The sequence below is a fragment of the Tenacibaculum piscium genome, from assembly GCF_021390755.1.
Lineage (GTDB): Bacteria > Bacteroidota > Bacteroidia > Flavobacteriales > Flavobacteriaceae > Polaribacter > Polaribacter piscius.
Genome location: NZ_JAJGWR010000001.1, coordinates 283,170 through 297,157, shown reverse-complemented (window position 1 = coordinate 297,157; position 13,988 = coordinate 283,170). Strand labels below are relative to the sequence as shown.

Genomic DNA, 13,988 nt, shown 5'->3' with positions numbered 1-13,988 from the left:
CAGTATTTAGGCATAAAAAAAGCATCCTTTCGGATGCTTTTTTTAATATTTCATGAATCTTTTTTTAGAATAAAAAAGATTATAGAGTTGGTCCTCCTGCTAAAATTTCAGCGTTTGCATTTTCTTCAAACTGTTTAAAGTTTTTTCTAAATGAATCTGCTAATTTGTTTGCTGTTTTATAATATTCTTCATCATTATTCCAAGCTTGACGTTGGCTTAATAATTCGGTAGGAACTCCTGGACATTTTCTTGGTTGTGCCAATCCAAATACAGAATGTGTATGATAATTTTCATTCTTTACTTCCCCTAAATCTCCGTTTAATGCGGCATTAATCATTGCACGAGTGTATTTTAATTTCATTCGATGACCAATTCCGTAAGGACCTGCTGTCCAACCAGTATTTATCAACCAAACATTTACACCTGTTTCTTTCATTTTTTCGCTTAACATTTCTGCATAACGCGTTGGATGTAATGGCATAAATGGTGCTCCAAAACACGCTGAAAAACTTGGTAATGGCTCGGTAACTCCTGCTTCCGTTCCTGCAACTTTTGCGGTATATCCTGAGATAAAATGATAGGCTGCTTGTCCTGGTGTTAATTTAGATATCGGAGGTAATACTCCAAAAGCATCGGCAGTTAAGAAAAAGATATTCTTCGGATTTTTCCCTGTTGATGGCGTTTGAATGTTTTCAATATGATGTATCGGATAACTTACACGGGTATTTTGTGTAATAGAGGTATCGTTAAAATCAACCTTACCGTTTTCGTCCATTACGATATTTTCAAGAATTGCTCCTTTTTTAATCGCGGCATAAATTTCTGGTTCTTTTTCTTGAGATAAGTCAATTACTTTAGCGTAACAACCTCCTTCAAAATTAAAAACGGTATTTTCTGATGTCCAACCGTGTTCATCGTCTCCAATTAAACTACGATTAGGGTCAGTAGATAACGTTGTTTTTCCAGTTCCTGATAATCCGAAGAAAATAGCGGTATCACCATCTTTACCAACATTTGCCGAACAGTGCATTGGCAACGTATTTTTAAAGACAGGTAAAATAAAGTTTAAAGCAGAAAAAATTCCTTTTTTAATTTCACCAGTATATCCAGTTCCACCAATTAAAGCAATTTTTTTCTCGAAGTTTAAAATAGCAAAGTTGTGCTGACGTGTTCCGTCAACCGCAGGATCTGCCATAAAACCTGGAGCATTTACAACCGTCCATTCTGGAGAAAAATCTTTTAATTCTTCAACCGTTGGGCGTAAAAACATGTTGTAAGCAAACATATTGCTCCAAGGATATTCGTTTACGACTCTAATATTTAGCTTGTAATCTTCATCGGCACAAGCATAACTATCACGTACAAAAACCTCTTTCCCTGAAAGATACGCTGTTACTTTATCATATAATTTATCAAATTTTGCTGAATCAAAAGGAATATTGATATCTCCCCACCAAACCTCATCTTTTGTAATATCATCTTTTACGATGAATCTGTCCATTGGTGAACGTCCTGTAAACTCACCTGTTTCAACAGCTAATGCGCCAAAATCAGTGGTTTTTCCTTGTTTTTTTTCAATCGTTATATCGTGTAACTCGTCTGAAGTTAACTGATAACGAACCATCGCGTCCTTAATTCCTAAGTTCTCTAATGATATCGTTTTCTTATCAAGATTTGTCATCTTAAAATAATTTAGTTGTGTTAAGTTCACACAAAAATAGGATTTTTTGCGTAAACTGCTTACTTATTGATTTTTTTTATTATTTTTTTATTATTTTTTTCTAAATTAAATAGTTTTTTTTGATATCTTTTTGATAAACTCAAAAATCATTAAAGACCAACCTATTATTAATAAAACACCTCCTAAAGGTGTGATAAACCAAATCGATTTTGCCGATATTCCAGCGAGTTGAATTAAATAAATGGAACCTGAAAAAAGCACAATTCCTGCTATAAAAAAGCGACTAATCCTATTTTTTTGTTGCAAACTGAACTCCTGAAACGTGTTTATAAAAAGTAAAACGAGCACGTGTATAAATTGATATCGAACAGCAGTTTCAAAACTTTGTAAGGCTTCCGGGCTTAATTTCGATTTTAAAGCATGTGCGCCAAAGGCTCCTAAAACGACTGCAATAACGCCGAACACAGCCGTAATTGTTAAATTTTTATACATTTTGATTGATTTTGTTTAATTTTAAACTTTATTTTGATTTATTGTAATTTATTTTGCGGATATTGTGATTTCAAATTTAAGAAAACAAAAACACATTATATATGAGAAATATATTAATTATCGGCGCTGGTAGATCTAGTTCATCTCTTATAAAATATTTATTAGATAAATCAACTTCAGAAAATTTACACATTACCATTGGTGATCTTTCGCTTACAAATGCAGAAGCAATTATCAATAATCATAAAAATGCAACGGCAGTACAATTAGATGTTTTTAATGCGGATCAACGTTCGCAAGCGGTTCAAAATTCAGATATTGTTATATCGATGTTACCTGCTCGTTTTCATATCGAAGTTGCTAAAGATTGTGTTATCTATGGAAAACATTTGGTAACAGCTTCTTATATTTCGGATGAAATGAAAGCCTTAGATACTGATGTAAAAGCAAAAGGTTTGGTTTTTATGAACGAAATTGGTTTAGATCCTGGAGTTGATCACATGAGTGCGATGCAAATTATTGATGAAATTCATGAAAAAGGTGGTAAAATGTTGCTTTTTGAATCATTTTGTGGTGGTTTAGTTGCTCCTGAAAGTGATACCAATTTATGGAATTATAAATTCACTTGGAATCCTAGAAACGTAGTATTAGCAGGACAAGGAGGTGCGGCGATGTTTATTCAAGAGAACACCTATAAATACATTCCGTATCATAAATTATTTAGACGAACCGAATTTTTAACCATTGATGGTTATGGTAAATTCGAAGCGTATGCAAATCGAGATTCCTTACAATATAGAAGTATTTATAATTTAGAAAATGTACCAACAATGTATCGTGGAACGATTCGAAAAGTTGGTTTTTCAAGAGCTTGGAATGTCTTTGTTCAATTAGGAATGACCGATGATTCTTATACTATTGAAAATTCTGAAAATTTAAGTTATCGTGATTTTACGAACTTATTTTTAGCCTACTCTCCTACCGATTCTGTCGAATTAAAATTCCGTTCTTACCTTAAAATTGAACAAGATGATATCATGTGGGATAAATTCTTAGAGTTAGATATTTTTAATCCGACTAAAAAAACAGGACTCAAAAATGCAACGCCTGCACAAATACTTCAAAAGATACTTTCTGAAAAATGGACGCTTGAAGCCGATGATAAAGATATGATTGTGATGCAACATAAATTTGGATATGAGCTTGATAAGCAAAAATATCAGATAGAAAGCAGTATGGTTATTAAAGGTGATGATCAAACTTATACCGCTATGGCAAAAACGGTCGGATTGCCTGTGGCGATGGCAACTTTACGCATTTTAAATGGCGATATTACAACGCCTGGTGTACAATTACCAATTAAAAAAGAAGTATATCAACCAATTTTAAAGGAGTTAGAAAACTATGGAATTATTTTTGTCGAGAAAAAAGTTCCGTATTTAGGCTACAATCCTGAAACGATAAAAGGATAATTTGCAATTATTTAGAGCCTGTTTAAAAATTAAAGAAACTGTCAGTTCGAGTGATTTTTTTCCTTCAAAAAAATTGTATCGAGAACTTTTTTAGTATAAAATTCATTAATATAAAAGAATTCAAATTCTCGATACAATTTTAATTCCTTTTAGTCATTAAAATCACTCGAATTGACAAGAATCATCAAAAAAAAGGAAAGAACTACGGCAAATCAGGATGTGAAACTGAAATAAATTCAGTTTGACGGATTCGATTTTCTGTTTTCCTGCTATAAAAATTTTTTTTGATGAAATTTAAACAGGCTCTTAAACGTACACAAAATATTTTATAATTCAATAAAAGGCATTATTATAATCATTATAGATGCCTTTTTCACTGTATTTATACTCCTTATTTTATATCAAAAAAATCACACAAAACTTAATACCTTAACATCTTTAAAAATTTATTTAACGAGTAAAACAGCGTATATTTGCGTTTTTTTTTAACCCCCTAAATTAATATCATGAAATTTAAAGTAACAGTAGTTTTTATCATTTTAACAAGTTTTTATGCCAATGCTCAAGACTTTTTCATTGTCAAAAATAAAGAATTTTACGGAGTCGTAAACAGTAAAGGAATCGAAATTGCACCTCCAAAATATGATACAATAGCACCCTATAATCAGGAAAGAAAAAGTTGGGCAAAAGTAAATCTTGATAATAAATTTGGATTTATTGATAAATATGGAAATGAAGTCGTAGAAGCCGTTTATGATTCTATCGGTAAATTTGGAATGTTCCAAAAAAAATGGGCTATCATAAAAGAAAACGGTTATCTAGGATTTATTAATAATAATGGTAAAAAAGTTATCAATACTAAATTTGACGAAATCCAAGCTTTTGACGTATATCGAAAAGGATGGGCGTTAGTTCGAATTAAAGATAAAAGTGGTTTTATCAATAATAAAGGAAACACCATTGTACGAATTAAATATACAGAAATCGGTATGTTTGATATCTACAAAAAAGGTTGGGCAAAGGTTTCAGTAACCAATAAACTTCGTCAAACTAAATATGGATTTATTGACAAATCTGGAAAAGAAATAATCCCTGCTATTTATGATAATATTGATGCTTTTATCAAAAATAAATAGCCTTAATTTTATGATTTTAACATTCAACTATATTTAAATCTTAAAAATCATGTTACCGTAAAAGTAACATGATTTTTTTGTTTATGATTTTATCAAAATTAAACTTTTACACATTCAAAAAACCTTGAATTAAATTCGGTTTTTGCGTTGTTTTTAACACTTTAAAATCAAAATAATCTTGTAAAGGAATCTCAAATCCTTTGTAATTTAAGTAGTTATTTAACGCCGTATTTAATCCTTGACTATACAAATGATGCTCCGCCCCTGTTGGATCTTCATGATACAAATCATTTTCAGCAAACCCTTTAAATTCTGGTCCTGTAATTTTAATTTCAAAAGCATCAGGGTTTTTTCCTACGGGACTATGACTTGTACAAGCAAACTGATGCCAAAAAGCCGATTGAATACAATTATGTTGAAATAATTGACGCACAACCTCTAGCGAATCAATAGTTTCTTGATCGGTTTCAGTAGGAAAACCAAACATTAAATAGGCATGCACCATAATATTTTCATCAGAAAAAGCTTTGGTTACTCGTGCCACTTGTCCAATATCTACGCCTTTTTTCATTCTAGCCAATAACCTATCGGAAGCCACTTCTAAACCGCCTGTTACCGCAATACATCCCGATTTTGATAACAACGAACAAATCTCAGGTGTAAAGGTTTTTTCGAAACGAATATTTGTCCACCAGGTAATAAATATTTTTCGTTCTAGTAATTTATTTGCTAAAGCTTTTAGCATTTTTGGCGGCGCTGCTTCATCTACAAAATGAAATCCTGTAACGCCTGTTTCTGATATTATTTTTTCAATTTTATTCACCAAATCATCTGCCGTTGTGTTTTCGTAATTACCGATATAATCCAACGTAACATCACAAAAAGAACATTGTTTCCAATAGCATCCGTGGGAAATGGTGAGTTTATTCCACTTTCCGTCCGACCACATTCTGTGCATTGGATTCATTACATCTAAAAACGATAAATATTTATTTGTCGGCAAGCCGATGTAACTCGGAGCTGGTAAATTTCGATGATGAAATATCGTATTTGGAATTTTATTGGCATAAATAACTTCATTATTTCTACAGATAAAAGTTCTTTCTAAAGCATCTTCATTTATTTTTCCATCTAAAAATTCGGTGATTCTTAACAATGGAGATTCCCCATCATCCAACGTAATAAAATCGACAAAATTAAAAATTCGAGGATCGGATAAACGCCTTAATTCAGTGTTACAATATCCGCCGCCCATCGCTATTTTAATCTTTGGATATTCTTGTTTTATAAATTGAGCGCATCGCAAAGCGGAAAATAAATTCCCTGGAAATGGCACGGTAAAACAAATTAAATCATACGGTTTTTCGGGTGTTTCTGATGTTATTTGCTCTTTTATTTTTTCATCTAAAAGATACAGCATTTCATCTTCAATTAAAGTAGTTTCGTAGGTTAGAAACTCATCAATAGTATCAAAACTAGATGCTGACCGCCCTAATTGCTCGGCGTAGCGTGTGAATGAAAAAAACTCATCGACATTGGCATTTATAAAATCGCCCAATTCTTCGATAAATAAGGTTGCAATATGTTTTGCTTTGTCTAAAATTCCTAATTTACCAAATTCGGTGGTTAAATCTTTCGCTAATTTGATGCGTCGGTGTCCGTGGGGTAAAAAATCTTTATGCACTATTTGATACGCCGCCGTAACTTCTTGCGCTCGCAAATAATTCATCACAAAATCTACTTTATCTATATAATTTTCTTGCTGATTTCCTACCAACGGAAAATCGTTATTGCCAAGCATTTCGGCTTGCTTAAAAATAGCGTCTATAAATTCTTTGGCAAATACAGCGGTAAAAAGCTCGATGCTTAAATCCATTTGCGTAGCCTTTACATCTTTAGAATTTAAAAATCCTTTGATGTACGCCGTTGCGGGATATGCCGTATTTAATTGTGTGAAAGGTGGTGTTATTAAAAGTGTATTAATTGCCATAAATATAAATGAACCGCAAAGATACCATCTGATTTAGAAATAGCGGTTGAAAATTTTGGTTGGTTTTTTATGTTGGGGGTTTTGGATTTGGGGTTTAAATTTTATTTGAAATCTATTATATTTGATGTAAAACAAACGTATTTTTTGTGATATTATTGAAATAGAATGCACAAACGCACAACGTAGAGACGCAATGCATTGCGTCTCTACCAGCAATAAACGATATAAAATGACAAAATTCAAAGGAAAATATCGCATAGAATCCAATAGATTGAAAGGTTGAGATTACGGTTCCAATGCTATTTATTTTGTTACGATTTGCTGTAAAAACAAGGAATGTTTTTTTGGTGATATTATCAATGGAAAAATGATCTTATCAGAAATAGGAAAAATTGTTGAAACACAATGGATAAAAACATTTGAAATGCGTCCTGATATGAATTTACAAACAGGCGAATATATTGTTATGCCGAATCATTTTCATGCCATAATAACCATTGGTAAAAACAGTTATAATACCACCCGTAGAGACGCAATGTATTGCGTCTCTACAACCAATAAATGTATTGCGTCTCTACAACCAATAAATGCATTGCGGATCCCAGTAATAAATGCATTGCGAACCCGAGTAATAAATTCGGATCACAATCAAAAAATTTGGCATCCATAATACGTGGATTTAAAACAGGTGTAACAGTAAATGCACGAAAAACAACTGTTAATTTCTCATGGCAACCCAATTATCACGATCATATTATTCGCAACAATAAAGCATACCACAACATTTCAGATTACATTATAAATAACCCTTCAAAATGGAATGAAGACACTTTTTACCAAACAAAATAATAAAATTAAGCACTATTAAAACCCTTTATTCATGCTAAAATATTTTGATTTATTTCTCAGACGGCATACCTAAAAAATTATGTGACAAATGTGACATAAATATCTAAAAATATGGATTAAATTTGTTTAAAAATTTACTTTCCGATGGAAGATATGCTATTTTACGACCGATTGCAATTTGCATTTACAATCACGTTTCATTATATATTCCCACAATTAACGATGGGATTATCCTTACTAATCGTGTATTTTAAGTGGAAATACTTAAAAAATAATATTGAAAAATATAACAATGCGGCAAAATTTTTAATGAAAATATTTGCTGTGAATTTTACCATGGGCGTGGTTACAGGAATTCCGATGGAATTTCAATTTGGTACTAACTGGGCAAAATTTTCAGAATTAACAGGTGGAATTATCGGGCAAACCTTAGCAATGGAAGGTATGTTTTCGTTCTTTTTAGAATCTTCCTTTTTAGCACTTTTTATTTTTGGTGAAAAATTAATGGGGCAAAAACTCCATCTTTTAACCGCTTTTTTAGTCTTTTTAGGTTCTTGGGCAAGTGGCTGGTTTATTTTAGCTACCAACGCTTGGATGCAACATCCCGTAGGGCATGAAGTTTTAGCAAATGGAAAATTCGTCCTAGAAAATTTTGGCGATTTATTTACAAATCCTTGGTTATTGCCTGCTTTTTTACACAATCAAGTTGCTTCTGTTACCACTTCTGCTTTTGTGGTGGCAAGTATTGGTGCTTTTTATATTTTGAGGAATAAAAATATAGAATACGGTAAATTATTTTTAAAAACAGGCGTTATTTTTGGATTTATTGCCAGTTTATTATTAGCATTCCCTACGGGAGATTTAAACGCTAAAAATGTTGCGAAATATCAGCCTGCATCTTTTGCGGCGATGGAAGGGATTTTTGAAACCGAAGAAGCTGGTGCCGAAATTGTTTTAATCGGACAACCCAATATGGTCGAAAAAAAACTCGATAATAAAATTGCAGTTCCTAATATTTTAAGCTTTTTAACCTATCAAGAATGGGACAAACAAGTGCCAGGAATGGATAAATTTAAAAAAGAAGAATTACCCGACAATGTTCCTGCGCTTTATTATTCGTATCATATTATGGTTGGTTTAGGAACGATTTTTATCGGTATTATGGGATTGGCAGTTTTCTTTTTATATCGAAAAAAATTATACACTTTTAAGCCCTTATTATGGACAATATTGTTCTTAGTTCCTTTTCCTTATATCGCAAATATTACAGGCTGGTACACTGCCGAACTCGGAAGACAGCCGTATTTAGTCTACGGATTATTAAAAACAAGTGACGGAATATCGCCAACAGTTTCATCAGGAAATACCTTATTTACCCTTTTAGGATTTGTAGCCTTATACCTGTTACTCGGTATCTTATTTTTAGTATTGGTTGGAAAAACAATTCATCAAGGACCTAAACATCAAACACATTAATTATGGAAGTATTTTGGTTTATTATCATCGCAATTGTTTTGGCGGTATTTTTTATTTTAGATGGCTATGATTTTGGTACAGGAATCATTCATTTATTTATGGCGAAAAAAGAAAAAGACAAAGAAGTTATTGCTAAATCGGCAGGATTATTTTGGGATTCTAACGAAGTTTGGCTAGTTGCCGCAGGCGGAATGCTTTTTATGGCGTTTCCTACATTTTACGCATCGGTTTTTAGTGGTTTTTACCTGCCTTTAATTATTGTTTTATGGCTGATTATTTTCAGAGCGATTGGGCTAGAATTTAGAGCGCAATTTAACATTCAAATGTGGAAAGATATTTGGGATACTTCTTTTGGAGTTTCAAGTTTATTACTTGCTTTATTTTTTGGAATTGCCTTAGGAAATGTAATTAGAGGCGTTAATTTAGGCGGTGTTGAAAACGGAATTTCTACCTATGAAGCTCATTATTTTTTCTTACCTCTTTGGAATAACAGCTTTAGTCCACTAGCTGAAAACCCTGGTGTTATTGATTGGTTTACCCTTGTTATCGGAATTATTGCGGTGGTTACTTTGGCAATTCACGGTGCAAATTGGATTGTTTTAAAAACCAATTCATCTATTAATGAAAAATTAAAGAAAACCGTTTTTAAATTAAATATTTTACTGATTGGTTTAACGATATTTTCATTGATTATATGGCAAATTGTAAACCCTAACTCCTTAAATAATTTTATTGAAAATCCTTTTTTATTGGTGTTTCCACTGATTTATATTTCAGGATTAGTTGGCTTATTTTTTGTACAGAAATTCAACAAAGAAATCTATGCGTTTACTTTTTCTACCTTACTGATTTTAGGAGGAATAACTTCCTCTTTAGCGTCACTATTTCCTGTAATTTTACCATCAACAAATAGCGTAAACAACTCTTTAACAATTTATAATACAGCTACAACAGCCTACGGATTATCAGTCGCAACTTACTGGGGTGCGGTTGGTTTTATCTTACTTTTTGTATATATGATTGTGCAAAAAAAGATTATGGGCGGAAAAATAGACAACATGGATTACGGACATTAAATCTGCTGAAAAATAAAAAAACACTCATTATATGACTGCTACTTTAATTTCGCTAATCAGTATTTTAATAGGAATATTTGGAGCAAATAGTATGGGGAAATTAGTTAAAAAATACTCCTTTGGGCTTACGGGAAATACCATCGCTGGAGTTTTTGGGAGTATTTTTTTAATTAAATCTTTTGGAAGATTAGGCTTTAGCCCTAAATTTATAGTTCAAGTTGAATACATTAATTACGCCTTATTTTTCCTGAATAGCATCGTTTCTTTTTTCGGTGGAGCGCTTGCTGTTTTTTTAATTTATCAGCTAAAAAATAAACTATTATAAAATGTTTTATTTAGAGCCTGTTTAAAAATTAAATAAACTGTCAGTTCGAGTAATTTTAATTCCTTTTAGTTATTAAAATTACTCAAATTGACAAGAATCATCAAAAAAAGGAATAACTACAGCAAATCAGAATGCGATTTCTTGCTTTTCTATTACATTTTTTTTAAAAATAAAATTTAAACAGGCTCTCACTTAAATTACTTCGATTTCCTTGGATAACTTATTATTTATTTTGTATTTTTAAGTCGATTTTTTTAAAAAAAAATTGATAGAAATTTAGCGTAAAATTAAAAAATACAAAAACCATGCTATGGATATTTTTAATATAAAAACAATAAAATTACTTGAAAATAAATTAGAACGTTACTCAAAAATAACGGACGTAGAAAATGAAATAAAACAATTACAAGAAAAATTTGAAGCTGATTGTAAAAATCAAATAGAAAAATTAAATATTCGCGATAAAGAAATTCAACTCAAAAAAAATAAACTCCATTTTAGAGAAGAAATTTTTAATAATAATTACAAACAAGCAACCTTAAAATTTTCAAAATTAAAAAAAGAAATTGATTTTTATCAAACTGATTTAGATGCAATTTCTGTCGGTATTCAAAAACCAATCTATAAATTTGATACTGCCGAACAATACAAAGAAGAACTTGTTAAAATTAGAAATCAACAAAAAATAGCCATTAAAAATAACAGTGCAACAAACTATGAAATCCCTGTTCTTTTCGGTAAAAAAACAGCAACAAATATTGAAAAAGCTAAAAAATCCGCAGAATTACAAGCAAAATTAATGCTTAAAGCTTTTAATGAAGAATGTAATACCTTAATTTCAAAAGTTAAATGGAATACTATCGAATCTGTTAAAAAAAGAATTGAAAAAGCATTTCTGACAACTAATAAATTAGGAAAATCAAACCATATTGCTATTCAAAATTCCTTTTTACACTTAAGGATCAAAGAATTAAACTTAGTAGGCGCTTATCAAAATAAAAAACAAGCCGAAAAAGAAAAAGAACTTGAGGTAAAAAAACAAATCCGAGAAGAAAATAAATTACTTCGAGATATTGAAAATAGCAAGAAAAAAATAGAAAAACAAGAAATAGTATTTCAAAAACAATTAGAAAAAGCCAATAAAGAAATAAGTACAGCTTCAGGAAAAAATAAGAAACAACTGACCGATAAAATCAAAAAAATAACACACGATTTAAATACCGTAATTGCTGATAAACAAAAAGCGTTCGCTATGGAAAAAAATGCGACAGCAGGACATGTTTATATTATTTCTAATGTTGGCTCGTTTGGAAAAAATATTTATAAAATCGGGATGACTCGCAGACTAGAACCTCTTGAACAAATCAACGAATTACAAACCGATGCACTACCTTTTCAGTTTGATGTTAATGCTATAATTTTCAGTAATAATGCTCCCGAACTAGAAAAAAAAATACTACAAGAACTCAAAGATAAAAATATAAATCCAGTTAATTTTAAGAAAAATTTCTTTAAAGTTTCGATAAAAGAACTTGAAAAAATTATAAAAAATAACTTTACCGAAGATTTCACCTTGATTAAAACTCCTAAAGCAACAGAATATCGAATTGCTAAAAATATCCTCTCGAATAAAAAACCTATCATTAAAGATTGTCTTGTTCTAAAAAAATAATGGCTATTTTTAACTATAAATATATCTTGATTATTAACCTATTTCCCTTTATTATTGCACAAAAAAATAGCAAATAAATCACTTGTATGAAAAAATCAATACTTATTAAACTTATTGTATTCCTTTTAATTTTTCCATTTACGACCAGTAATGCCCAAGATAATTTTACAATTCCATACGGAAATAATAAATCCGTAGGAAAATACGCCAAAGTAAATGGCACTAAAATTTATTATGAACAATACGGAAAAGGCGAGCCGTTGTTTATTATTCACAGTTGTGGAACGGATATCAAAGCAATGGAATATCAAATTGATTTTTTCAAAAAAAAGTACAATGTTATTGCCGTCGATAGTCGAGGACAAGGAAAATCGAAGTTAAAAACAACTAATTTAACCTATGATTTAATGGCAAAAGATTATGAAGCACTTGCGAACTATTTAAAATTAGATGCCATTAATATTCTTGGTTGGAGCGATGGAGCTATTATTGGTTTAAAAATGGGAATCAACAATAAAATCAAGATAAAAAAAATAATTGCAATGGGTCCAAATTTAAGACTTGACTCAACTGCTGTGAACAATTGGGCAATTAAACAAGTTCAAGAAATGCACTCGCAAACTATTAAAATGCTAAAAAATGGCGATACATCTAAAAATTGGGAAAAAGAACTACAATTAGACAAATTATTATTAAATTCTTCTGAGATTACTCATAAAGCATTGAAAAAAATTACCGCCGAAGTTTTAGTTATTATTGGCGATAGAGATATTATTAAAAACCAACATGCCGTTGAAATTTTTGATAATATCTCCAAAGCACAACTCTGTATTTTACCTGGAGCAAATCATGGAATACCTCGTAATAATTCAGAAATGTTTAATACAATTTCACATCATTTTTTAACTCAAAAATTTGATTACTCCAATGATAAATAAATATAAAACTTACATTTTTAAGTAAAAATCTTTTGTAAGATTAATATAGGCATCAGTATATTGATGCCTTTCTTTTTCAATAATTAAAATTTCTTCCCGATTATTTGTAAGGTTTTCAGCCTGATTTTTATCAAAAGAAAAAGCCAATAAACTTCGGATAATTTCGGAGTTTTCATTGCCTTTTACATGACAAATACGTTGTAAAAACAACTTCGATTCTTCGGCTAATTTCACGAAATTTTCTTGCTCTTTAGAAGGAATTATGACTGAGAATATTCCTTTTTCTGATAAAATTTCAGCAACACCTTTTAGTAATTTTTCAAAAGATAATGACGAGGTAAAACGAGCTTTATTTCGAGCTTCATTTTGAGTTTCAAAAGCATCGGTATAAAATGGTGGATTGGAAACAATAACATCGTATTGCTCCTGTTCTTCTGCCATTTCTTGAGCAAAATCTGAAAAAGAAGCATTATAACAAAACAATCGGTCGCCCCAAGGAGATTGCTCAAAATTTGAAACCGTTTGCTCATACGCATCGGCATCAATTTCAACGGCATCTACTGTCATCGCATCGCTTCGTTGTGCCAACATTAATGAAATAACACCTGTACCTGAACCGATGTCTAAAATGGAATCTGGATATGCACCCAACGAACACCAAGCTCCTAACAACACGGCATCTGTACCGATTTTCATGGCTGTTTTATCTTGATGTACTTCAAATTCTTTAAATTGAAATGGCTTCATTTATAAAATTTTTCCGATTATTTTATCCGCATTAAAAAACAAGTATAAAATAACGATTAATACAATTATTAAAAGCATTCCTTTCTTCGGATTTGTACTTTTTCTATTTCCAAAACGTCTTTGAAATTTCATTA

The 13,988-nt window shown here is 31.0% G+C and carries 14 protein-coding genes; 9 read left to right on the top strand and 5 right to left on the bottom strand.

Features of this window, described 5'->3' with window-relative positions:
* Positions 1–79 precede the first annotated feature (79 nt).
* Together pckA and L0U72_RS01405 are read right to left on the bottom strand one after the other, a co-directional pair.
* Entirely contained in the window at positions 80–1,681 is a 1,602-nt protein-coding gene (gene pckA, locus L0U72_RS01410) for a phosphoenolpyruvate carboxykinase (ATP) (protein ID WP_233898216.1), read from the bottom strand.
* 105 nt (positions 1,682–1,786) lie between these two features.
* On the bottom strand, positions 1,787–2,173 hold the full coding sequence (locus L0U72_RS01405) for a DUF423 domain-containing protein (protein ID WP_101917998.1): 387 nt from the start codon (positions 2,171–2,173) through the stop codon (positions 1,787–1,789).
* A 101-nt stretch (positions 2,174–2,274) separates the two neighbouring features.
* Here L0U72_RS01405 and L0U72_RS01400 point away from each other — a divergent pair, with 101 nt between their 5' ends.
* Together L0U72_RS01400 and L0U72_RS01395 are read left to right on the top strand one after the other, a co-directional pair.
* Complete coding sequence (locus L0U72_RS01400; RefSeq protein ID WP_233896918.1) at positions 2,275–3,645, top strand: saccharopine dehydrogenase family protein; 1,371 nt, start codon at positions 2,275–2,277, stop codon at positions 3,643–3,645.
* A 506-nt stretch (positions 3,646–4,151) separates the two neighbouring features.
* Positions 4,152–4,781: a WG repeat-containing protein gene (locus tag L0U72_RS01395; RefSeq protein ID WP_193699628.1), complete on the top strand. Its 630-nt coding sequence runs from the start codon at positions 4,152–4,154 to the stop codon at positions 4,779–4,781.
* A 106-nt stretch (positions 4,782–4,887) separates the two neighbouring features.
* Here the strand turns inward: L0U72_RS01395 and L0U72_RS01390 are convergent, their stop codons facing one another.
* Positions 4,888–6,771, bottom strand: coding sequence for a B12-binding domain-containing radical SAM protein (locus L0U72_RS01390; RefSeq protein WP_233898215.1), 1,884 nt, complete (start codon positions 6,769–6,771; stop codon positions 4,888–4,890).
* A gap of 367 nt (positions 6,772–7,138) precedes the next feature.
* Here L0U72_RS01390 and L0U72_RS01385 point away from each other — a divergent pair, with 367 nt between their 5' ends.
* The 7 genes from L0U72_RS01385 to L0U72_RS01355 all read left to right on the top strand — a co-directional run bounded on the left by L0U72_RS01385 (position 7,139) and on the right by L0U72_RS01355 (position 13,107).
* Positions 7,139–7,441 (top strand): hypothetical protein, encoded by a 303-nt coding sequence (locus L0U72_RS01385; protein ID WP_233898214.1) that lies wholly within the window; start codon positions 7,139–7,141, stop codon positions 7,439–7,441.
* Entirely contained in the window at positions 7,429–7,620 is a 192-nt protein-coding gene (locus L0U72_RS01380; RefSeq protein ID WP_233898213.1) for a transposase, read from the top strand. Before L0U72_RS01385 ends, L0U72_RS01380 begins: the two co-directional genes overlap by 13 nt.
* Before the next feature lie 144 nt (positions 7,621–7,764).
* On the top strand, positions 7,765–9,096 hold the full coding sequence (locus tag L0U72_RS01375; protein ID WP_233898212.1) for a cytochrome ubiquinol oxidase subunit I: 1,332 nt from the start codon (positions 7,765–7,767) through the stop codon (positions 9,094–9,096).
* A 2-nt stretch (positions 9,097–9,098) separates the two neighbouring features.
* Positions 9,099–10,172, top strand: a complete 1,074-nt coding sequence (cydB, locus tag L0U72_RS01370) for a cytochrome d ubiquinol oxidase subunit II (protein ID WP_233898211.1) — start codon at positions 9,099–9,101, stop codon at positions 10,170–10,172.
* A 31-nt stretch (positions 10,173–10,203) separates the two neighbouring features.
* Positions 10,204–10,497: a hypothetical protein gene (locus L0U72_RS01365; RefSeq protein WP_101918006.1), complete on the top strand. Its 294-nt coding sequence runs from the start codon at positions 10,204–10,206 to the stop codon at positions 10,495–10,497.
* A 310-nt stretch (positions 10,498–10,807) separates the two neighbouring features.
* Positions 10,808–12,169, top strand: coding sequence for a DUF4041 domain-containing protein (locus tag L0U72_RS01360; RefSeq protein WP_233898210.1), 1,362 nt, complete (start codon positions 10,808–10,810; stop codon positions 12,167–12,169).
* An 86-nt stretch (positions 12,170–12,255) separates the two neighbouring features.
* Positions 12,256–13,107 (top strand): alpha/beta fold hydrolase, encoded by an 852-nt coding sequence (locus L0U72_RS01355; RefSeq protein WP_233898209.1) that lies wholly within the window; start codon positions 12,256–12,258, stop codon positions 13,105–13,107.
* Between the two features lie 9 nt (positions 13,108–13,116).
* Here the strand turns inward: L0U72_RS01355 and L0U72_RS01350 are convergent, their stop codons facing one another.
* Together L0U72_RS01350 and L0U72_RS11745 are read right to left on the bottom strand one after the other, a co-directional pair.
* Entirely contained in the window at positions 13,117–13,854 is a 738-nt protein-coding gene (locus L0U72_RS01350) for a tRNA1(Val) (adenine(37)-N6)-methyltransferase (protein ID WP_233898208.1), read from the bottom strand.
* Positions 13,855–13,986, bottom strand: a complete 132-nt coding sequence (locus tag L0U72_RS11745) for a hypothetical protein (protein WP_256444157.1) — start codon at positions 13,984–13,986, stop codon at positions 13,855–13,857. It lies immediately after the preceding gene.
* Between the last annotated feature and the right edge of the window lie 2 nt (positions 13,987–13,988).

Coding starts and splice junctions, on each gene's coding strand:
- L0U72_RS01395 (WP_193699628.1), top strand. CDS start 4,152: ATGAAATTTAAAGTAACAGTAGTTTTTATCATTTTAACAAGTTTTTAT.
- pckA (WP_233898216.1), bottom strand. CDS start 1,681: ATGACAAATCTTGATAAGAAAACGATATCATTAGAGAACTTAGGAATT.
- L0U72_RS01400 (WP_233896918.1), top strand. CDS start 2,275: ATGAGAAATATATTAATTATCGGCGCTGGTAGATCTAGTTCATCTCTT.
- L0U72_RS01360 (WP_233898210.1), top strand. CDS start 10,808: ATGGATATTTTTAATATAAAAACAATAAAATTACTTGAAAATAAATTA.
- cydB (WP_233898211.1), top strand. CDS start 9,099: ATGGAAGTATTTTGGTTTATTATCATCGCAATTGTTTTGGCGGTATTT.
- L0U72_RS11745 (WP_256444157.1), bottom strand. CDS start 13,986: ATGAAATTTCAAAGACGTTTTGGAAATAGAAAAAGTACAAATCCGAAG.
- L0U72_RS01350 (WP_233898208.1), bottom strand. CDS start 13,854: ATGAAGCCATTTCAATTTAAAGAATTTGAAGTACATCAAGATAAAACA.
- L0U72_RS01355 (WP_233898209.1), top strand. CDS start 12,256: ATGAAAAAATCAATACTTATTAAACTTATTGTATTCCTTTTAATTTTT.
- L0U72_RS01365 (WP_101918006.1), top strand. CDS start 10,204: ATGACTGCTACTTTAATTTCGCTAATCAGTATTTTAATAGGAATATTT.
- L0U72_RS01405 (WP_101917998.1), bottom strand. CDS start 2,173: ATGTATAAAAATTTAACAATTACGGCTGTGTTCGGCGTTATTGCAGTC.
- L0U72_RS01390 (WP_233898215.1), bottom strand. CDS start 6,771: ATGGCAATTAATACACTTTTAATAACACCACCTTTCACACAATTAAAT.
- L0U72_RS01385 (WP_233898214.1), top strand. CDS start 7,139: ATGATCTTATCAGAAATAGGAAAAATTGTTGAAACACAATGGATAAAA.
- L0U72_RS01375 (WP_233898212.1), top strand. CDS start 7,765: ATGGAAGATATGCTATTTTACGACCGATTGCAATTTGCATTTACAATC.